Raw genomic sequence first — 21,907 nt, forward strand, 5'->3', positions numbered from 1 at the left:
TTACCCTGTGTAGCGGAAGTTTCCTCTGGCGAAGCCTGAGTGCTTTACATTGGCCGGCCTGGGTCAGGGCCTCATCTCACATATCTCCTCGCCGCTTGAGCTAACGATATAGCCGCTTCCGACAGGAGTTTGGGTGAAAAACCGGAAAAACCAAGGATGAACCCTTCCGTTCCTGTGGATTCCGTTCGTGTCTCAGACATCAGCATCGCGTCCACCCCGGCGGCAGCTCTGATCGCTCGCCCAGCATCACGATCGAGGCCGGACGCTAAGCGAACTATCATATGCAACCCCTGCGCCGGCACGGCGGGTATAAGAACGCCAGCAGCGCCTTCGGTGATGATTTTCGCAATCTGATTGCGCGCGTTGCAATAGTGCTTTCGCATTCGCCGCAGATTCGCGGAAACGGTGCCATCGGACATGAGATCTGCAACCGCGTCCTGCATGAAGGCTGGCGGGAAACGATCAATCGCTGCCCGGGCAGACAGGATTTGGCCGAGAGCGTCCGCCGGCACCACCATGTAGCCAATGCGCAATGCCGGAAACAACGTTTTTGCAAAGGTGCCGAGATAGATTACCCGGGTGGTTGAAAGGCCAGCAAGCGGGGTCAGCGGTCGCCCGGTATATCGGAATTCGCTATCGTAATCGTCTTCCAACACCCAGGCGCCCGCATTATCTGCCCATTCGAGAAGTTCGACCCGGCGCCTCATAGACATCGTGACGCCGGACGGGAACTGATGCGAGGGAGTGACATAAGCAGCTTTCGCGTCGGGCGCACGTTTGCGAGCGGCCCGAATGTCCAGTCCTTCGTCATCGACGACAACCGGAACCGGGACAGCACCTGCAGCCGCAAGTGTGGCACGTGCCGCCGCATATCCAGGCTCTTCCATCCAGATCTTGTCTCCTGGCGTAAGAAGTGCGTCGGCGCAAAGACGTAGACCGTGCTGAGTTCCGCTGACGACGACAATGCAGTCGGGATCGCAACGTAAACCGCGGTCCACTGCGAGTGCGGCAGCGATCTGACGACGAAGATGTAGGCTGCCGCGGGGATCACCATAACCCAGATCCAACGGGTCGGCCTCAGAGATGCGGCGGCGGCTGGCAGATGCAAGGCGGGCGAGTAGCGCCGGCTCGACGCGTGGCTGGCCAAGCGCGAAGGGTTTTTTAGGGCCTGGAGGTACTTTAGCCCCGATACCGAACTGCGCTGTGGTCTTTGCCAGGGGCGGCGGAATGGCGGCAACAAAGGTGCCGGACCCATGCCTGGCCTCGACCAGCCCGTCGCTCAATAACTGCTCGTAGGCGGTGACGATGGTGTTACGGCCAATGCCGATCTGATGCGAAAGGGCTCGGCTGGATGGCAGAGCCGTGCCGGAAGGCAGGAGGCCATCGATGATGGCCAGGCGAAGCGCACTGTGCACTCGCTGTGCCTGATTGCGGATCGAAGAATCGAGACGAAGCTGGGTAATGTGTTTGGTCGCAGGCGACGTGGAGGTTTTTTGGTGCTGAGAAGTGGTTGGCATAAATCCTTCAGAACTGGACCTATTTCAGACCACTCTACTGGTCGAAAATGAAAACAACAAGATTATGAAGGAAGCCAGATCATGACCGACCACTTCTCAGACCACTATCCTGTCGATGCCACGAACAAGGTCAAGCGTCGCCATGATCGCGGCTTTTATGATCATGGCACCGTGCATGCACTGCTGGATTCTGCCGCGCTCGCGCATGTAGCCTACGTGATCGATGAGCGCCCGTTCTGCACGCCAACACTCTTCTGGCGCGAAGGTACGCGGCTGTATTGGCATGGCAGCAGCGCAAGCAGGATGTTGCGCAATCTTTCGAAGGGGGAGCCTGCCTGTCTGACCGTCACACATTTTGACAGCATCGTGCTGGCCCGGTCCGGCTTCAACCACTCTGCCGACTACCGTTCGGTCATGGCTTTCGGAACAGCACGGCTGGTGACGGATGTGGTGGAGAGAGACCGCGCGCTGACCATGATGGTGGACCGTTTCTTTCCAGACAGGACTGCTCTGCTGCGCCCAACCACTGGACAGGAGACGAAGGCGACGGCCGTGATTGCGATGGAGATCGAAAAAGCCTCAGCTAAAATCCGCGCTAGAGGCGTCGTCGATGACGAGGAAGATTATGAGCTGCCTATCTATGCCGAACGCCTGCCGATCCGCACAGTGATCGGCACACCCGAACCCTGTCCTCGCATCATACCCGGCGTCGAGCGGCCCACCACCCTTCAATCCTATCGCGAGGGACGACTTTTGGAGGAAGCTTTGCTGGAAGCCTACCAGCTGGCCTACTCCTAAAGCCCGGGCCAAAGGCCGCCATCCAGCCTCAGATTGACGCCGGTGATGTAGCCGGCACGGGGACTTGCGAGAAAGACGACAGCGTCAGCGATCTCCTCAAGCGTGCCGACGCGCCCCACGGGGACTTGAGCAAAAAGAGGCAGGACTTGCCGCTCCACTTCCGACCAAGGTGCATCGGGGGCCAAGCCCTGTCCTACTGCCGCCTTGCGAAAAGCCTCATCGAGGCTGATGCTGCGGATCGTTCCTGGCGATACGGTATTTACGGTAATGCCATCGAGGGCGACGGCTTTGGCGAGCGACGCGGTCATGGCAATCATCGCTGCTTTGGCGGCAGCGTAATCAGGGCGCCCGGCAGGGGGCATCATTCCCGCGAGGCTGGAAACATTGATGATCCTGCCCCACTTGGCCGCACGCATGGCAGGCAGCAGGGGAGCAGTAATCCTGACGGCTGCAAGCACATTGCGATCATAACCTTCCGCCCAGGTTTCTGGTCGCGTCGTCTCCCAGGTCTGCGTTTCGCCGGAGCCGCCGGCATTGTTGATGACGATCTCGACGGCTCCCAAGGCTTTGGTCTCATCGACCAGACGCTGCACTTCTTCCTCGCGCGTCAGGTCACCAAGGACCACGTGTGCGCGCCCTCCTTCTGCAATGATGTTGTGCGCCACCGCTTCGGTTTTCGCTTTATCGCGCCCGTGGACGATGACGACGGCACCCTCGCGTGCCAGTCCGTGCGCAATTCCTTCGCCGATGCCCTTGCTGCTACCCGTCACCAGCGCGACCTTTCCATCCAGTTTCAAATCCATCGCGGTATTCCCATGTTAAGAGCCGAGAATGTTATGGAGGAAGGGTGATGGCCGAGACAATTACGCACTTAAAAGTGCCCATAGCAGATGAGGATCGAGCCACATGCCTTGGACCAGATGGCTCTGTTGCTCACGTTAGCCGAGCCTTCAGGGTACTGAGCGGGCGATGGAAGTTACCGATCCTGTTTCGGCTCTTCGCGACAAATTCGATGCGCAGCTCGCAACTGCTGCGAGACATGCCAGGGATCTCGCAAAAAATGCTTACACAGCATCTGCGAGACCTCGAGAAGGACGGGCTTGTGGAGCGACAGGATTACGCTGAGCAGCGTCCGCGCGTTGACTACAGGCTCACGCGTGCGGGACACGCGCTCATGCCTGTCTTGATCGCGGTGAGAGAGTTTTCTCGTGACCATCTAGCCGGTGACACAGCACGGACCCCCGTGCTTCAAGAGACTGGAAACTAACTGGACTCATTATGTCACGCATCAGACGGAATAAATGCCCGAGATAAATGAGCTTTCTTTGCTTAAAAGTTCAATTATTAGGGGGTCGTTAGTCCAGATCGTATCAAGACCTTAGAGGATATCAATTCCGGTGTATAGGACGAGTCAAAAGCGAACTCGTAAGCCCCTGCGCGCCGCTAATACCTAGGGCGGACCCTTTGTATCACTCGCGGAGTGTCTTGATCATGGACTGCGTGTCAGGAATGGACGGGCGGTGAGGGAGGCTGCTGCCAACTGCGTGTCCTCAAGATTTTTGCTGCTTTGACGGGAATATTAGGTAGATATTAATCATCTTTTTTCATGCTTTGATAATCATTACACCCTCTCTTCTCGGGGTCGCCATGCCACAGCGTCAAGCCCTTCGCCAACTTCTGCCGTCCTATCAACGCCTGCTTTTGTCCACCGCACCGCTCGTTCTGGCCTTCGCGGCGGTACCGGTTTCGGTGACGGCGGCTGACTGGACGGGAGGTGCGGGCAATAACGATTGGCTTGATGCCGGCAACTGGAGTTCCAACGCCGTTCCGGATTTTTCGGCCGATGTTGTTATCGCGCCGGGCACCGTGAACCTTTCAGGCGCCGGTACCGCTAACTCTGTCTCCGTGGAAGCTACCAGCACATTAACAGTGACAGGTGGGGCTTCAACTCTGACCACTACCGAAACACGGGTAGTCGACGGCACGCTCAATGTCACCGGCGGGGCCAGTGTCACCAATTCCAGCGGCGTGGTGGATGGCGTCGCCCTTGTCTCGGGCACAGATGGTTCTGGCAACGCATCAACCTGGACGAGCAATGATTATTTCGGGGTAGGCGACAGCGGCGATGGGGACTTGCAACTGCTTTTCGGCGGCAAACTCATCGTTAATGCCGATACCTATATCGGTGGCATCAACGAGGGTAAGGTCTTGGTGTCCGGCGACGGCTCATCCTGGGAAAATGCAGGCCGCATCACCGTCAGCAACGGCATCCTGAGAATTGAAGATCGCGGACAAGTGTCCAGCGGACTTGCCACTATCGGAGACACCGACACAAGTTCCGCTACTGTTTCCGGCACCTCCTCTAGCTGGAGCATTTCCGACCAGCTCACTGTCGGCAGTTACGCCAGTGGCACATTGAGAATTGAGAATGGTGCGACGGTATCCAGCCAGCAGGGATATGTTGGCGCCGGTGCTGTGGGTGTCGGAAGCGTAACCGTTACTGGTGCCGGATCCAGCTGGTCCATCGGCGATTATAATCTCAATTTGGGCAACTACGGCCTGGGCGACATGACGATTGAAGATGGCGCAAGCGTTTATGTGCGCGATGGTGTCTGGCTTGGCATTTCCTCAGCGAGCGCAGTCGGCACCTTGGATATAAACGGCACGGTTGGCGCGCGCGGCGTGCTGGAGACCAATTTTGTTCGCGGCGGCATGGGAACAGCCAATGTCACCTTGGATGGCGGCATCATCAGGGCCATCGAAAACAAGACTGAGTTTTTTGTCGATTTTGCCGGTCGGCAGGTGCTGCTTGGCAGCAATGACGCTTTCTTTGACACCAACGGTTACAACATCGGCGTTGCTCCCGAACTCACCGGTATCGGTGGCTTGACCAAACAAGGCGCGGGCACCCTGACGCTGACAGGCGCAAACACCTATAGCGGCAACACCACAATTGAGGACGGCACGCTGCGGCTGGGCAACAATGGCACGACGGGCAGCATTGTTGGTGATGTCGCCAATAATGGTATCTTGGCCTTTAACCGCTCTGATGTCGTGACATTCGGTGGCACGATAAGTGGGTCCGGCGGCGTGCGGCAGGTGGGTTCCGGCCAGACAATTCTAACTGCCAACAATTCAGCATTGCTTGGCGTATCAGGCGTTTATGATGGCATATTGTCGGTCAACAACACGCTCGGCGGCACCATGGAGGTGCATGGCGGCCGTCTTCAGGGTATCGGGCAGGTGGGCACCACAACCAACTTTGCCGGCGGTACCATTGCACCGGGCAACTCCATCGGCACATTGACGGTTGCGGGGGACTATATCGGAAACGGCGGCACGTTGGAAATTGAAACCGTGCTGGGCGACGATACGTCTTCTACCGACCATTTGATTATCACGGGGAACACATCTGGCACCACCAATGTGCGTGTCATCAATGTTGGTGGCACCGGTGATCAGACAGTAGAAGGCATCAAGATCATCGACGTCGGCGGCAGCTCCGCCGGCACGTTCTCTTTACTCGGCAGTTATGTTTTTGAAGGTGATCAGGCCGTGGTCGCCGGTGCTTATGCGTACCGGCTGTATCAGGGCAGTGTCAGCACCCCAGCAGACGGTGACTGGTATCTGCGCTCGACCCTGTTGTCGTCAGGGACGCCGCTTTATCAAGCCGGTGCACCGGTTTACGAGGCCTATTCCTCCGTGCTGCAGCGCTTCAATTCGCTGGATACGCTGCAACAGCGTGTCGGCAGCCGCGTCTGGGGCAGCAGCGATACAAATGCCGGGCAGGGCGCTGATGGCGGTGGTTACGGCGTTTGGGGCCGCATTGTCGGCCAACATGATCGCCTGTCACCGCATTCCTCCACTACAGGTGCAGACTACACCGTTGATACCTGGCAGCTACAGGCCGGGACCGACATTGAACTCATGTCATCAACGGGTGGCAATCTGGTTGGCGGCTTGTCCGTGCGTTACGGCACCATCGATGGTGACATCACCTCGGCATACGGCAATGGCACCATCAGCAGCAATGGTTACGGCCTTGGCAGCACGTTGACCTGGTATGGCTATGGCGGCTTTTATGTCGATGGTCAGCTTAACCTCACCTGGTTTGACAATGACCTCAACTCCACCACCGCAGCCACCCGGCTTGCCTCGGGCATTAATGGTCTTGGTTATGCGCTGGGTGTCGAGGCAGGCCAGCAGATTGCCGTCAGTCCCGGCTGGAGCCTGACCCCGCAGGCGCAGCTCAGCTTTTCCGGCCTGAGCCACCGCGACTTTACCGATGCCTTTGGTTCAGCCGTATCTCTGGGCAGCGACAATGATTTGACGCTACGTCTAGGCCTGTCAGCGGATTATGAAAACAGCTGGACGGATGAGGCCGGTGTGCGGAGCCGCCTGCAGGCCTCTGGCATCGCCAATCTTTATTATGACCTGTCGCCTGATGCGAGAACGGACGTCGCCGGCGTGTCATTCCTTAACTCGCAGGAACGTCTCTGGGGCGGGCTTGGCCTTGGCGGCACCTATGCCTGGGATAACGAAAGATATGCCGTGCACGGGCAGGCGGGCATCAACACCAGTCTGGCCGATCTCTCCGGCAATACCAGCTTCAATGGCACGATTGGGTTCACGGTGAAGTTTTAAAGGACGATCGGAGCCATGTGAGATCACCTTCTACAGACGTCAGGGAAGAAAAGGCCCACCGCGGATACCTCCCTATAGAAGCAGCGAAGCGGGTTGTTAGCCGAGATCAACGAAGCCTTGCCCGCGGTGCGCCAGGTTTACCCGATATTTACAAGAGCCGTGTTATCGCAACTTTGAAGAGTGCGATATAGGTGCGTAGGGCGGGCACCATGGGCGGTCAGATATGAGTTATCAAGACGTCATAGGCCTGTTGAATACGGGCATGTCTGCACTGTTTTGCATATCGATGTTCGTGCTCTGGCACCACCACAGGCATCTTACCTATATTGCTATCTTCGCTCTTTCATATTCGGTGAGAGCACTGTGTTTCGTCATATTCTATTTTGCCTTTTCGCTTGGGGATCCACTACTACGGTTGCTGGCCAACGTCTTCTTGATGTCCTCCATGGTATTACTGTCTATTGGACTGTCCATCAGGCGCGCACAACGACCAAGATATCTCGCTGTCTTGAGTATCGCCGCACTTGCATTGAGCGCTCTCTATTATCATCAGTTTGTGGAGCAAAGCCTGCTTATGCGAGTCATTTTCCTGAACGGTGGGCTCGCGGCGGTTGGTCTTGTGATGCTGTTTGATGTAGCAAAGGCTCGAGATCGCACCCCGGTCGAGCAGGTACTTTTCGGTTTGATTATAATTTCGTGTGGAGGCTTTCTTCTCCGCCCTCTTTTCTTGCTTGCTTCGGGTAACGTAGAGGGAGGGTTTGAAGGAGCTTATTGGCTCGTTGTCTCTATATCGGACGCACTTATTTGCGCAATGACAGCCGTAGGTATATTCGCGGTGATTGCAAGTGACGTGTTGGACAGCATCAAGTCGGATGCCCAGATCGATGCCTTGTCGGGATTACTTAATCGTCGCGGCTTCGAGCCGCGTGCGCTCAACGCTATGGCGCGGCAGTCCGCGGATGCACGGGTGTCTGTGATCGTGAGCGACCTCGATTACTTCAAGTCAATCAATGACCGCTATGGACACAGCGGTGGAGACCGCGTCATTCGAGCTTTCTCCGAAATTCTGAAGGGTAACGCTCCCAACGATGCGATCGTCGGCCGCTTGGGCGGTGAGGAGTTCGCGATCTTGCTCGCACCGGGCCAGGCCGCTACAGCTTCGGCTCTTGCTGAGGTCGTCCGGCTCGCCTTCAAAGAAATATCGCCCGGTATCCTTTCAAACGAATTCACTCCAACGGCAAGCTTTGGGGTTGCGGTAGCGCACAAAGGGGAGGACTTAGCTGCCTTGATGGATCGTGCTGATCGCGCACTTTACCAAGCAAAAAGCGATGGGCGCGATTGCATTAGGCAGGCGGAGTAGAGTGGCCTTTACTAAAGGCGACGAAAGCATTCTATGAGCGGAAATCGTCCGATCTGCGCTAAGTCAGCAAGTAGCTGAACTAATGTGTCAGCGGTTCGTATCCGTTCAAGAGCTGCGAAAATTGGGTTGCATTCCGTCTTCGGTGAATTTCTCACTAATAGTGCTGCCGGCGGGATGGCTCGGGGTTCCTTTTGGCACCTGCGCGTTCACGATGGCGCTAGCGAACTGCCGGTCACCATACCCACAACCGAAGCCTTTCAGCCCAACGCGCTCCAGCCAGAATGAGCCTTGCCTCGCCACGCTGCCCTTTGCCTCACTCCCCAAGAACCACTCCCTCGCGCCGTGGATCTGCACTGCCCGCCAAACCTTGAGCGGTTATCTCGATAGCGTGTAAACCGGAGTTCATCTCAACTGGTTTAACCTCGTAACCCAGTGCTTTCAGTTCCTCGGTCAGCTTTTCTGCGTTCGTGCCGGCCTCAATGTCGTAGGTGCCGAAGCGGTTAATGAGATGCGGCTGGGCGACGAGCTCCTCAACCGGCATCCCCCAGTCGATATAGGCGATCAGCGCCTGAGCAACATATCCGATGATCTGGCTACCGCCCGGCGAACCGATGGCAAGAAGCGGCTTGCCATCCTTCATCACGATGGTCGGTGCCATTGAAGAGCGCGGCCGTTTTCCGGGCTCGACACGGTTTGCGATCGGCAGGCCATTGTCATGAGTTTTGAAAGAAAAGTCCGTCAATTCGTTATTGAGCAGGAAGCCGTTTGTCATCAGGCGCGATCCGAAGCCGTTTTCTATCGTCGTTGTCATCGAGACCACGTTGCCTTCAGTGTCGACGATGACGAAATGGCTTGTTGACGGCAACTCCAGCGCGGCATCCCGGCCCAAAAGCAGCGCGTGGTCCCACTCTGGCTGGCCCGCCTTGACCGCGTCCTTGGACAAGGCTTTGTCCCCGTCGAGGAGCTTGGCCCTCTCTCCCAGATAGGATTTATCCAGCATGCCCTTGGTGGGTAACGGCAAGAAGTCGGTGTCGGCGACATAACGCTCGCGGTCTGCGAAGGCGAGACGTTGTGCATCTCCGATAATGCGCCAACTGTCGGCTTTCTCCGGTCCTGGGGTCTTGAGGTCAAAATTCTCTGCTATGCCAAGGATCTGCCCGATAGCGATGCCGCCTGATGATGGTGGCCCCATACCGCAAACGTCGAGGCCACGATACATAAAGCAGATCGGCTCGCGTTCGATGACGCGGTAATTGGAAAGATCGGCGAGCGACAGGACGCCGGGATTACCGGGCGCCTCGCGTACCGTATTGACGATCGCCTCGGCAATTTGTCCCCCGTAGAAAGCATCGGCGCCGCCTTTGGCAAGGGCCGAAAGCGTCTCGGCATAGGCGGGGTTTTTCAACACCGCACCCGTCTGTAAAGCGACCCCGAAGGCGTCAAAGAAATAGGATCGGGGTTGTGGATATTTCTTCAAGCGGTCGCCCTCGGTGGCGATCAAAGCTGCAAGTCGAGGCGACACCTTAAATCCCTCCGTCGCCAACGTTTCCGCCGGTTTCATGAGGGTTGCCCAGTCTGTTTTTCCGTATCGTTTGTGGACGTCTTCCAGAAGTCGCACTGTTCCTGGCGTTCCAACCGAGCGGCCACCGACCACGGCGTCCATGAATTTCAGCGGCTGACCGTTTGTGTCCAGGAAAAGCTTCGGGGTCGCATCTCTCGGCGCCGTCTCGCGGCCGTCAAATGTCGTCAGCTTGCCGCTTTTGGCATCGTAATAGACGAGGAAGGCACCCCCGCCGAGACCCGAGCTTTGCGGTTCAACGAGGCCTAGCACCGTTTGTACAATAACCATCGCGTCGATAGCGTTTCCACCGCGCGCGATCACTTCACGCCCAGCCTCGGCCGCAAGCGGATTGGCTGCTGCGACCATGAATGCCTTTGACTCGGTACGTTTGGCAATCGAAACGTCAGTCGCTTTTTCGGGCGACACCGTGTCAGACGTCTGCTGGGCAAAAGCCGTTGCCGTGGAAAGCATGAAGGCGAGAAATGCCTCTCCGAGAAATTTAGCTGCCATTTGAGTTGTTCTCCAGAAAGGGGGCCACACGGTTCACGTGAGCAGGACACCCGCCTGAGCTAACCGATAGGTCAAACCTATGCAGGTCCAGACTGGATTTCCATTAAAAAGGCTGACGCCGAGGCGTAACCATCTCGGTATGAGATCACCAGTTATCGAGCACCAAACGAGTTACCGTGCTTCATCTCGAAGTCAGATTGAGGTCGCCGATTCTTTCGCACTGGCGCGCGATCGTTTGGAATTTCCGGGGTGGCGCCGAAGAAGGTGATGTCGCGCTCACTTGGCATTGGCAGTATACGGTGCTGATTTTCAATCAGGCGCTTGGGCAATTTAAATTGGACGGAAAGTAGGTCTAATTGGACGCCTTAAGATTCAAAACTGGTCGAATGCAACGAGGTTTGGCCGATACCCATGTGGTTTGATATCTGGTTCGCAGCCGGTAGGACAACACTCGCTCGGCAAACGTCTGAGCCAGAACGCTCTTCCCTGAAACTAGATAATCTTGGAACATTGAGCGCCGCGCGAGCCGGCTAATGACGCCAGAAAGCCTGAACGTGTCAGCGGGCAGGGGTGCTTTTCTCGTTGAACTGACCACTTGTCATCATTTCCGGAGCGCGAAAGCAAAGTCTTGGGCCTTTCCAAGGGCGGCCATATCGAGCCCGATTGTGTAACCGGCTTTTTCAAGGTGGGCGGCAAGTGGAATTGTGCTGAGATTGCCGGCTGCACCTGGTGCGTAGGGGCAACCGCCCAGTCCGCCGATCGAACTGTCAAAAATACGGATGCCGTTTGCGAGCGCAACATCGACATTCTCAAGGGCGCGTCCGTGGGTATCGTGAAAATGACAGGCGAGCATCGAGGCGGGAAGTGCTGCCGTTGTGACCCGCATGACGTTTTCCACTTTTAGCGCTTTCGCCTGGCCGATCGTGTCGGCGATGGATATCTCGTTGCACCCGAGATCAGCCAGAGACCGGGCAACGGCAACTACCGCCTCCGGTGCGATCTCACCTTCGTATGGGCATTCAAAACTGCAAGAGACGTAACCGCGCAATCGTACTCTGCTGCTCATCGCAATGGCTGCGACTGGTCTAAAGCGTTCAAGGCTTTCTGCGATGGAACAATTGATGTTTTTCCTCGCAAACGTTTCGGATGCGCTGGTAAAGATCGCAAGCTCCTCAACACCGATGGCAAGGGCTGCCGCAGCACCTCGCTCGTTTGGCACCAGCACCGAGCGGATCAGGCCAGGCGCTGACTCAAACCTCCGCAGCACTTCTTCATGATCGGCCATCTGCGGCACCCATTTCGGCGACACGAAGGCCGTGACTTCCAGCCGTTGTACGCCGGCTGAATGCAGAAGTTCGAGAAGTTCGAGCTTGCTTGCTGTCGGCACGGTCTGTTTTTCATTTTGCAGCCCGTCGCGTGGGCCAACCTCGACGATGGTTGCTGCCGGTCTCATGTCAGTTCCGTTTGTTACGATTTGCAAAGGCTGCAAGTCCGCGGCGTGCGTCCTCACTTTCGAAGGTACGTTGGCCCAGATTGGCTTCTCTTGTGAAAGCATCCTTCAACGGCAGGTGCTGCAGCGTCAGTGCGGCTTCTTTGATGGTCTGGACTGCGCCTGGGCTCAGACTTGCTATGCGGTTGGCAAGTTCATACACGACAGGTTCGACCTCGACTGTCTCGACAACGCGATTGACGACGCCGCGCGTCAGCATGTCTGCTGCGGAAAACCGTTCGCCTGTCAGCATGATTTCCATTGCATGCGCATAACCTATTTGGCGTACGAGCCGAACAAGGGTTCCGCCGGCAGGGACAAATCCATGTTGCGGCTCCGGCAACTGGAACAGTGCGGTACTAGACGCAACGCGGATATCGGTTGCCAGCATGATTTCAAAGCCGCCGCCGATGCAAAGGCCATTCACAGCGCCGACCACAGGCTTGAAGAAACCTTCTACCTTCAGATGAGCGGGATCCCATTTTGAAATATCGAAACGGCCCTCCGCGAGTGCGGGGATGGATTCGGTGAGATCGGCGCCAACACAAAAAGCACGGTCGCCAGCGCCGGTAAGAACGACCACGTTAACCGCATCGTCACGACCCGCTTCGGCAAACGCACGGCCAAGATCGTCATACATGGCAAGTGTCAGTGCGTTAAGCTTCTCGGGCCGATTGAGGCGGATTGTGGCAATGGCGCCGTCCCTTAAGTAATCGATCGCCATCAGATTGCTCCTGCCTTTTTCAGTCTGGCGACCTCCTCGCTAGTAATCCCTGCCAGCTTTGCAAACACCAGATCGTTATGCTCTCCTGGCGCCGGTGCCTTATCGTTCGGCTCCTCCTCTCGACCGGAAAGCTTGATCGGCAGGCCAAACATGCCGATCAATTTACCCGCAACAGGCACATTCACGATCATGTTTCGGGCCGCCACATGTGGATCTTCAACCACTTCGGCGATCGTCTTGATTGCGCTCAGCGGCACCTTGTCACCAGCCATGTCTTCGAGTTCAGCCTTGGTAAAGGCAGAAAACCAGCGCTCAAGAAGCGGCTTGACCTTCGTTCTGGCCGTGGTCGGTTCGAAGCGCTTTTCCATCGTATCGAGTTCCGGATCGATCGCCTTGTCAGGCTCACCGAACATGGCGCAGGTTATGGCCCAGAACTTGTCAGTATAACCGCCAAAGAACACATAGCCGTCCTTGCAGGCAAATTGGCCGTAGGGGCTGACGAAAGGATGGTCGTTCCCCAGTGGCGATGCCACTTCCTTTTGAGTGGTGTAACGCACCACCGCATTCTCTGTCAGGGTGAGGATCGAATCCTGCTGTGAGACATCTACCACCTGTCCCTTGCCTGTGCGCTCGGCCTCACGCAGTGCGGCGATCGTGCCGATGGCGGCATAAAGCGAAGCTGAGAGATCGCCAATAATGGTGCCGACGCGGACCGGAGGACGATCGGCGTACCCGTTCATCGACCAGAGCCCTCCAGCGGCTTGGCCGGTATTGTCGTAGGCTGGCTTTGAGGAGTTCGGACCGGTGCGGCCAAATCCGCTGATAGCGGTATAGACCAGTCTCTTATTGACGGTACTCAGTGTATCGAAGCCAAGTCCGAGTTTTTCCATGGTGCCCGGACGGAAATTCTCGACAAGAATGTCCACGTTCCCGACGAGTTTCATGAGCAGGTCCTTGCCCTCCTGCGATTTCAGGTTGAGCGTAATCCCGAGCTTGTTGCGATTAAACTGCGCGAAGAAGGCACTCAACTGCTCTTCGTCCGAACTGACGAAGGGCGGGAACGTCCGCGCGTAGTCAGGCTCGTCGGGGTTTTCCACCTTGATGACCGTTGCACCGAGATCGGCAAGCAGCATTGAGCAGAATGGCCCTGCCACAACGCGGGTTACATCGAGCACGGTCACTCCTGAGAGAGGTCCGGAGCGGTGGCTTTTCCAGCAGCCGTTCTCATCACTAATGTCTGTCATGCAATCCTTCCGATTCCGGAACTGGGCTTCGCGTCCGGTGAGCCGCAATTCGTACCTGATAAAACCAAGCTCCCGAAGTCACGTGGAGCAACATTTCGCCTGGGTCCTTCCGCTGTCCACAACTCAGGATTGGCGAATTTGAGCAAGCACGGCCTCAGCCTTGTCAATGCGGACATGACCTTCCTTGCGCAGGCGGGCGACGACCTCATCAATTTCTTCGGCTCTCGCACCGGCGGCGACCGCAATATTGCGGGCATGAAGTGACATGTGGCCTTTCTGAATACCTTCGGCGGCCAGCGCCCGCAGCGCACCGGTGTTCTGAGCCAGCCCGACAGCGACAATGATCTCGGCGAGTTCCTGTGCGCTTTTGACTCCTAGAAGCTTCACGGCTGCTTGGGCCACAGGGTGCGTTTTTGTTGCGCCACCAACCAGACCCACGGCCATGGGGACCTCCATGGTGCCGACCAGATTTCCGTGAGCGTCCTTTTCGTAATGCGACAGCGACGTATAGCGGCCGGTTGCTGCCGCGTGGCAATGTGCTCCGGCCTCAACCGCACGCGTGTCGTTGCCGGTCGCAAGGACCACGGCGGTGATACCGTTCATGATCCCCTTGTTATGAGTGGCCGCACGATAGGGATCGGCCGCGGCAAAAGCGTAGGCATCAATAATCCCATCCACGACATCCTGGCCGCCCAGCGCCTCGGCATCGTATGTTGCGCGCACGCGCGCAAGCCGCCGGTCAGCCTTGTTGGAGAGAATGCGAAGGCGCACACGGCCGCCGCCGATTTCGGCGACCAGTGGCGCGAGCGCTTCGGCCATGGTGTTGACGGCATTGGCCCCCATGGCGTCGCGCACGTCGACGATCAGGTGAAGAACAACATAGGTCTTTTCAGCGGCATCAATGATGCGGACGTCGATATCCCTGGCACCGCCGCCAAGTTTCACAAGCATTGGATCCTGCTGATTGGCAAGATCCAGCAGCTCCTGACGGCGCTCAAAGAGGCGCAGACGCGCGCCGTGGGGATCCTTGACGCCAACCAACTGAATTTGCGAAATCATGATGGGCTGATCGCTTGATGTGTTGAACCCGCCATGGATACGGGCGACAGATGCCATATTGCTGGCTGCGGCCACGACCGACGGTTCTTCTGTTGCCATGGGAATGAGATAATCGCGGCCATTTATCGTGAAATTCGCCGCAACGCCGAGGGGAATTGACAAGGTGCCAACCACATTCTCGACCATGCGGTCAGCAATTGCCAGCATATCGGTGTCGGTTGAGGCAAGCTTCGATATGTCACTCTCAGGTAGCCCGCTCAGCTTTACGACGGTCTTGAAGCGCTCCGAAGGTGATAATTTGTAGAACCCCGGAATGCGGCTGTTTACGGACATGAAGAAGATCTCCCATTGTGTATCTTTTCCAAACCTATGTGGGCGCGTCGTTTCAGCACAATGTAGCCAGAACACATCGAGGCCGCTCTCGCTTGTCACCTTGCTACAGTCTGGTGTGTCTGGTTCAAATGCTACGCTGTGAGGCTAAGGTTTCAGACCGTTTGTTTCAAAGCGTGCAGACGTAGAGCGACGTGCACTTCGAGGCTTTTCGACGGGTCGGACCAGTCCGGGTTGATCTGCGAGATCGTATCGAGCCGCTGACGCATCGTATTGACGTGAATTCCCAAAACTTCAGCGGCCTTCTGGACGCTCCTACCAGTGTCGAAGTAGGCGAGGAGGGTCACGGCAAGCTGGCTTTTACGTTTTTCGTCCTGCTCCACGAGCGCGCCGACCGATGTCTTCAGAAATGCAGTTATCGTATCGTCGCCCTTGTTCTGGAAAAGCAGACCATAGACGGCAAAACTCTTCTCGAAGACAACGCGCCCTCGCTGTTCAAGCCCGTGGATCAGGCTTATGCATCGCCGCAGCGCCTCATATGCGGCCGGAACCTTGTCGAGGCAGGAAATAAGATCGGAGATCACGATCGTAGACTTCTGACCAAATGTCTCTTCAAGCTTCTCCGAAATACGCCTTGCGAGCCGCTCCGGCTCGAGAGCGTTTGTTATGATCGCAAGATCGCCATTGAATTCCGCGGAGATGGTGTCACGACCGGCAAGCAACGAACGAAGCGCGGAAGAAGCCTGCGCCGATGTTATGTCGACCAGCTCCACGAGCATGACGCTGATGGGCCAGGAAAGCGATGTTCCCGGTGGTAACCGTCTCGCACTTTCGTGCGCGAAAGGGTCGCTTGTTCCGCGCAGCAGAGCAGAAACGGTGTCAACGACATTGCGGTGGGCTATCTGAGCGATGCGATCCAGAGACAAAAGCACAATTCCTGTCACGATAGCGCTGCGCTCAAGCGTCCGTGTCTCGGAAGGGGAGAGGGGCCGGCTTCGGGTCAGGACAAGCGCACCCCAGCGCGTTGACCCTCCCATGACCGCTGCGACAACCGTGGTAGATCCGTCACCCGCCGGTAGCGCAACGGATCTACCCAGGCGATCGCTTTCGCGCACAGCCCGGGCAAGTTCCTCGTCCGTCAGATGTTTGCCAACTTCACCGGAGATTACATCGCGGCTTTCATCAATGACCCCGACCTGGCCCTTCATCAGGTTGGACACGCGGTTGACAAGGTCGTCAAGCGTACCACCGCGTGCGATCAGTTCCGTCAGCTGCTCATGCGCAACTGCTGCCTGTTCGATGTCATCAGCTTTTGCACGCAGCGCGGAGTTGGCATCCTTTGCCAGGAAGAGCGCACGTTGGGCCTCTTCCAGCAGCCTGGCATTTTCGATCGCGAGTGCTGCAAAGGTGCCGAGCGATGAGAGAACTGAGCGTTCCTGCGGTGTGTAGGACCGCACATAACGGTCGCCGACAAACAGGACACCCATGACATATGCTTCAAGCTCGAGCGGTATGCCCAAAATGGAGATGATGCCCTCGCCGCTTATCGCGCTGTCGATGCCGCTGTCGTGGTCGAAGTTGCGGTCGGCAGAGTAATTGCTTGAATAAAACGGGCGCCGCGTCCGTGCGACACTGCCACAAACTCCGATATTGCGGGGCACGCGGATGCGTCCAAAATCCTGCGAGATGACGCCTTCCGTCGTGCGGACGTAGAAATCGCCATGTTCCTCGTCTGCGGCAGAGAGATAGGCTATGTCGCTTCCGACAAGTTGGCGCGCGCGCTGTACGATTGCCTGCAGGATCTGATCGGTGTCCCGCAGGGCCGACAAGTCTCTTGCTGTGTCATAGAGCGCCGAGAGCTCGACCTCGCGCTTGCGCTTAAGCTCGAAATTCTCACGCAGGCGAACGGCGGTGGCGACAGCGTCGGTGATGGCCTCTGAAACACCTTCTTCCCAGGAAACGCTCTTGGCAGCGATGCTCAATTGTTCGAAGCTTGCCAGCGGTGCATTGGTGCCAAGCAGCTCCAGCAGCCGCCGGTAATAATGTGCGGCCTCCGTCCCTCCGCTCAGCTTGTGGCCAGAGGGAGAACTGCCGGGTTGATTGGACATCGCTTCTTCCGTCCTGATGTGTGTGTTCTTCCAACAATATTGCACTGACATGTTTTGGCGCTAGCCATAATGTATTATTCAAACATATCGCACGGCAATTGATGTGCGTCGTGCACATTTTCCTATCTTGTCGTAGCCTGTGTTCGCATAAGCACGCATATCCCCAGCGTGCTGAACCGCCAAGCTCATCGAACATTCTGCGAGATTTTGCCCATGCCGGGATGGTCGCAGAGGGTTGCCGACGATTCTTTGTCTGGTCCCGAACGGCAATCTGTGTGTCTCCAACATTATTCACTCCGACAAGTGTGGTTCCGAGACATTGAACGCAGATGTGGGCCTTACCTAATGTGTCGGCCATGGCGCATTCGGGAGATGCGCCAATAAAAACAAAGGGAACGACCAATGAGGAAACACAAATCGGCCGCCGGATTATGTCTTGCTGCTCTCGCAACGGCGTCCTTGATGCCGCAAATGACCATGGCTCAGGACAAGGGGATCAGCGACGATATCATTCGTATCGGCGTGATTGAGGACATGTCGGGGATCTACGCCGACATCACAGGCAAGGGTGCTGTAACGGCTGCGCAAATGGCGGTGGAGGAGCTCGGTTCCAAAATCCTTGGCAAGACTGTCGAGCTGATTTTTGCAGATCACCAGAACAAGCCGGACATCGCCGCATCGATTGCCCGGAAATGGTTCGATGAAGAAAAAGTCGATGCCATTCTCGATGTCGCATCGTCGTCACCGGCACTTGCCGTTCTTGAAGTCGCAAAACAGAAGAACAAGATTATCACGTTAAGCTCGCCGGGCTCTGTGCGGATCACGAATGATGTCTGCGGACCTTATGTGGTGCATTGGGCTTACGACACCTATGCAATCGCCCATAGCACAGGTCAGGCGCTGGTAGGTGCCGGCTTCGACAGCTGGTATTTCGTGACGGCTGACTACGCCTTCGGCCATAGCCTGGAAAAAGATACCGGTGAGGTGGTGACGGAAAAGGGCGGCAAGGTTCTTGGCAATGTCCGCCTGCCAGTCGGTACCAGCGATTTTGCATCTCCATTGCTGACGGCCCAGGGGTCTGGCGCCAAGGTTGTTGCTCTTGCCAACGCCGGTGCCGACACCATCAATTCCATCAAACAGGCGGCCCAGTTCGGACTGACCCAAAGTGGGCAGAAGCTCGCAACGCTCGCGGCATTTATCAATGACGTGCACGGGGTCGGTCTTGAGGAATCCCAGGGCCTTACCATCACCGAGGCCTCCTACTGGGACATGAACGAGGAAACGCGCGCCTGGTCGGCGCGGTTTTTCGATAAGGTGCAGGCCATGCCGAACATGTTGCAGACCGGTACCTACTCATCCGTGCTGCACTACCTGAAGGCCGTCGAGGCTGCCGGAACTGATGAGACTGAAACGGTCATGGCGAAGATGCGCGAACTGCCGGTCCAGGACATCTTCTACAAGGGCAAGATCCGCGAGGACGGTCGAATGGTACACGATATGTACCTTTTCGAAGTCAAGAAACCCGACGAATCCAAACAACCGTGGGACTACTACAAGCTTCTATCGACGATCAGCGCCGAGAATGCGTTTCAGCCGCTCGACAAATCCACCTGCTCACTAATCACCAAGAAATAACGGGGACGGCAGATTGCGGCCGGTCGCAGCGGCGGCCGCGACGTCCTGATAATGCCTATCTGGCAAAGGAGAACGAAATGAAGCGGCGGGAATTCAATGCGATGACAATGGCCCTGTTTGGCGCGGCCATGTTCGGGAAAGAAACATTTGCCCAGGAGAGCGTGGATACACTGACGTCGATCGTCAATCCTGAACCCCCGATCCTCAATCTTTGTCTCAACCAGCAGACACCTACTGGCGTCGTTGCAGGGAAAATGTACGAAGGTCTTTTGTCCTATGCGAAGGATCTCACGCCTCAGCCGTTGCTCGCTGATACCTGGGATATCTCCGAGGATGGCCTGACTTACACGTTCCATCTCGCTCGCAATGCAAAATGGCATGATGGAGAGCCGTTCACGTCTGCCGATGTCGTTTTCTCCTGCAAGACACTATTGCCGGAAGTGCATCCGCGGGCCCGCGACGTCTTCAATCGCTGCGAGGACATATCTGCACCCGATGCCCATACTGTTGTGTTCAGATTGAAGAAGCCGTTCCCGGCTTTTTTGATGGCATTCGAGACCGCATCCGCACCCATGGCGCCCAAGCACCTCCTGGAGGAAAAGGATTTTCGCAAAGCAGGCGCGGAGCAAGAGCCGATCGGCACGGGTCCATTCCGTCTTACGGAATGGATCAAGGGTTCGCACATTCATCTGACGGCTTTCGAGGACTATTATCGTGAGGGTCAACCAAAGCTGAAGGAAATCTTCTATCGCGTCGTTCCTGATGCTGCCTCACGGTCGGTGTCGCTGGAGCAGGGGGAAGCCCAATTGGCCCAATGGCAGGACATCGAGCCATTCGATGCCGAGCGTCTCTCGACGCTGCCGCATCTGGCCATGACCACCGAAGGATACGAGTATTTCTCTCCGATGCTGTGGGTGGAACTCAATTGCCGCAAGCCTCCCATGAACGACAAGCGTTTTCGCCAAGCGTTGATGCATCTGATTGATCGCAATTTCGTGCGCGACCGCATCATGTTCGGTCTGGCGAATGCCGCAACTGGTCCAATAGCATCCTCGATGCGGTTCTACGACGCAGATGTGAAGACCTATGAAACATCGGTCGATAAGGCGGCTTCTCTGCTCGATGATATGGGGCTCAAGCCCGACGCCAGCGGCACGCGGGTAACACTGAAATTTACGATGGTACCGGCAGGTGATACCTGGACGCGCATCGCTGAGTATGTCCGTCAGGCCTGCGGTGCGGCGGGCATTAAGATCGAACTGCAGAGTAACGATCTGGCCGGCTGGGTTTCGGCGGTCAGCAACGGCGATTTCGACATTAGTGGCAACCAACTCTATCAAAACGGGGACCCGGCATTGGGGGTTGCCCGAACGTACATCTCGTCCAACATCCGCAAGGGCGTGATGTTTTCGAACACCTCCGGCTATTCCAACCCCAAGGTCGACGAACTGTTCGAAGCGGCCGCAGTGGAGCTCGATCAGGGCAAACGGCAGACACTTTATAGCGAGGTGCAGAAACTGCTTGTCGAGGAGGCCCCGGTCATCTGGCTCTGCGAGCAGAAGTATCCGACGATCTACGACAACCGGCTGAAGGATTTGATCACAACCTCGACCGGCGTCAATTCGAACTTTGGCAACGCTCACTTCGGTTAAGCGCCACGTTTGTGGCGTGTCGCCAGCACGGCGGCACGCCCTTTGTTTTCTTCACAGGTGGCTTTCGGCCGCATTCAAGGAGGCTGATTGCCAATGACCTTATACCTAGACAATGCAGAAATCGCGCACCTCAGGGCGTGGCGCCACAAGTTGCATCAGTACCCGGAAATTTCGGGCGAGGAGATGGGAACGGCTCGAGAGGTGGTTTCCTTTCTCGCAGATACCAATCCCGATCACGTCATCACGGGTCTTGGAGGCCATGGTGTAGCGCTTGTCTATAATGGAGCGGACCCCGGCCCGACTGTGCTGTTGCGATGCGAACTTGACGCGCTGCAGATACACGAAGTGTCCGATCTTCCTTATCGCTCACGCATCGATGGAAAGGCCCATATGTGCGGTCACGATGGTCATATGGCCGGAATGGGCGCAGTCGCACGCTATATCGGAAAGCATCGGCCATTGCGGGGCAGGGCAGTCCTCCTGTTCCAGCCGGCTGAGGAAACAGCGCATGGCGCGGAAGCCGTCCTTGCCGATCCCAAGTTCGCGGAAGTGACACCGGACTACGCTTTTGCAATCCACAACATGCCGGGCCTTCCTCTCGCCCATGTTGCCGTCGCCCCTGGCCAGATCACCTGCGCCTCCATGGGGTTGCGTATTGAACTGAGCGGCAAGACTGCCCATGCCTCTATGCCGGAAACGGGAGTTTCGCCAGCACGTGCCGTGGCTCTTATCATTCAGGCTCTAGAGCAATTCCAGGTCGGTGAACTGATCGCACCGGGCTTTCGCAGGGTCACGCTGACGCAGGTCAATATGGGTAAGCCCGTTTTTGGTGTCACGCCAGGATCGGCTGAATTGCGCATGACCCTGCGCACGCCTCAGAGCGAAGCGATCCATGCGCTCCTCGACGATGTTTTGAGGGCCGTCGGCGAAATTGCAGATCGGGAAGGGCTGGGCTTCCACCATTCGACGCATAATTTCTTTCGTGCCTGCATCAATGATCCGGAGGCTGCTCACGCCTTCGAGGTGGCGTCTGAGCGTATGAAACTTTCTCGCGTCACGACCTATGTTCCAATTCGCGGCGCAGAAGATTTCGGCATGTTCGGTTCATGTTCGAAATCGGCGCTCCTGTTCATCGGTTCGGGCATGGACCGTCCCATGGTGCATAATCCCGATTATGATTTTCCAGACGAGCTAATCCCCGTCGAAGCCGGTCTGTTTCTCGGCGTTCTCGACCAGTTCCTAGGCGTGTCGCAAAAGAGCGGCGCATAAAAGCAAG

General features: G+C 56.8%; 15 protein-coding genes. 7 read left to right on the plus strand and 8 right to left on the minus strand.

The features are described from left to right. Positions 1-71 precede the first annotated feature (71 nt). Positions 72-1,517, minus strand: coding sequence for a MocR-like pyridoxine biosynthesis transcription factor PdxR (gene pdxR, locus HWX89_RS13650; RefSeq protein WP_138794001.1), 1,446 nt, complete (start codon positions 1,515-1,517; stop codon positions 72-74). An 81-nt stretch (positions 1,518-1,598) separates the two neighbouring features. Here pdxR and HWX89_RS13655 point away from each other — a divergent pair, with 81 nt between their 5' ends. Next, positions 1,599-2,315 (plus strand): pyridoxamine 5'-phosphate oxidase family protein, encoded by a 717-nt coding sequence (locus HWX89_RS13655; protein ID WP_138794000.1) that lies wholly within the window; start codon positions 1,599-1,601, stop codon positions 2,313-2,315. Here HWX89_RS13655 and HWX89_RS13660 read toward each other — a convergent pair. Next, complete coding sequence (locus HWX89_RS13660; RefSeq protein WP_138793999.1) at positions 2,312-3,118, minus strand: SDR family NAD(P)-dependent oxidoreductase; 807 nt, start codon at positions 3,116-3,118, stop codon at positions 2,312-2,314. The two genes, HWX89_RS13655 and HWX89_RS13660, sit on opposite strands and share 4 nt — an antisense overlap. A gap of 47 nt (positions 3,119-3,165) precedes the next feature. Between HWX89_RS13660 and HWX89_RS13665 the strand changes: the two genes are divergently transcribed. The 3 genes from HWX89_RS13665 to HWX89_RS13675 all read left to right on the plus strand — a co-directional run bounded on the left by HWX89_RS13665 (position 3,166) and on the right by HWX89_RS13675 (position 8,319). Continuing rightward, positions 3,166-3,582, plus strand: a complete 417-nt coding sequence (locus tag HWX89_RS13665; protein WP_138793998.1) for a winged helix-turn-helix transcriptional regulator — start codon at positions 3,166-3,168, stop codon at positions 3,580-3,582. Positions 3,583-3,962: 380 nt separating this feature from the next. Then, positions 3,963-6,959 carry an autotransporter family protein gene (locus HWX89_RS13670; protein WP_138793997.1) on the plus strand — a complete coding sequence of 999 codons (2,997 nt, stop codon included), beginning with the start codon at positions 3,963-3,965 and terminating at the stop codon, positions 6,957-6,959. 223 nt (positions 6,960-7,182) lie between these two features. Further along, positions 7,183-8,319 (plus strand): GGDEF domain-containing protein, encoded by a 1,137-nt coding sequence (locus tag HWX89_RS13675; protein ID WP_138793996.1) that lies wholly within the window; start codon positions 7,183-7,185, stop codon positions 8,317-8,319. A gap of 313 nt (positions 8,320-8,632) precedes the next feature. On the opposite strand, the gene ggt is transcribed toward HWX89_RS13675, so the two are convergent. The 6 genes from ggt to HWX89_RS13705 all read right to left on the minus strand — a co-directional run bounded on the left by ggt (position 8,633) and on the right by HWX89_RS13705 (position 17,344). Then, complete coding sequence (gene ggt / locus HWX89_RS13680; RefSeq protein WP_138793995.1) at positions 8,633-10,390, minus strand: gamma-glutamyltransferase; 1,758 nt, start codon at positions 10,388-10,390, stop codon at positions 8,633-8,635. Between the two features lie 601 nt (positions 10,391-10,991). Beyond that, entirely contained in the window at positions 10,992-11,843 is an 852-nt protein-coding gene (locus tag HWX89_RS13685; protein WP_138793994.1) for a hydroxymethylglutaryl-CoA lyase, read from the minus strand. A gap of 1 nt (position 11,844) precedes the next feature. Beyond that, positions 11,845-12,603, minus strand: coding sequence for an enoyl-CoA hydratase/isomerase family protein (locus HWX89_RS13690; protein WP_138793993.1), 759 nt, complete (start codon positions 12,601-12,603; stop codon positions 11,845-11,847). Beyond that, the gene (locus HWX89_RS13695; protein WP_138793992.1) at positions 12,603-13,847 is read right to left on the minus strand and encodes a CaiB/BaiF CoA transferase family protein; all 1,245 of its coding nucleotides are present in this window, start codon (positions 13,845-13,847) and stop codon (positions 12,603-12,605) included. Before HWX89_RS13695 ends, HWX89_RS13690 begins: the two co-directional genes overlap by 1 nt. Before the next feature lie 123 nt (positions 13,848-13,970). Then, positions 13,971-15,239, minus strand: coding sequence for a hydroxymethylglutaryl-CoA reductase, degradative (locus tag HWX89_RS13700; RefSeq protein ID WP_138793991.1), 1,269 nt, complete (start codon positions 15,237-15,239; stop codon positions 13,971-13,973). A gap of 152 nt (positions 15,240-15,391) precedes the next feature. Continuing rightward, entirely contained in the window at positions 15,392-17,344 is a 1,953-nt protein-coding gene (locus HWX89_RS13705; RefSeq protein WP_178340759.1) for a helix-turn-helix domain-containing protein, read from the minus strand. Positions 17,345-17,746: 402 nt separating this feature from the next. Here HWX89_RS13705 and HWX89_RS13710 point away from each other — a divergent pair, with 402 nt between their 5' ends. The 3 genes from HWX89_RS13710 (at position 17,747) to HWX89_RS13720 (ending at position 21,900) form a co-directional block, all read left to right on the plus strand. Continuing rightward, positions 17,747-18,979: an ABC transporter substrate-binding protein gene (locus HWX89_RS13710; RefSeq protein ID WP_138793989.1), complete on the plus strand. Its 1,233-nt coding sequence runs from the start codon at positions 17,747-17,749 to the stop codon at positions 18,977-18,979. A 77-nt stretch (positions 18,980-19,056) separates the two neighbouring features. After that, positions 19,057-20,631 carry an ABC transporter substrate-binding protein gene (locus HWX89_RS13715; RefSeq protein WP_138793988.1) on the plus strand — a complete coding sequence of 525 codons (1,575 nt, stop codon included), beginning with the start codon at positions 19,057-19,059 and terminating at the stop codon, positions 20,629-20,631. 93 nt (positions 20,632-20,724) lie between these two features. Continuing rightward, the gene (locus tag HWX89_RS13720; RefSeq protein WP_138793987.1) at positions 20,725-21,900 is read left to right on the plus strand and encodes an amidohydrolase; all 1,176 of its coding nucleotides are present in this window, start codon (positions 20,725-20,727) and stop codon (positions 21,898-21,900) included. Positions 21,901-21,907 lie beyond the last annotated feature (7 nt).

The sequence above is a fragment of the Rhizobium sp. RM genome, from assembly GCF_013390595.1.
GTDB lineage: Bacteria > Pseudomonadota > Alphaproteobacteria > Rhizobiales > Rhizobiaceae > Agrobacterium.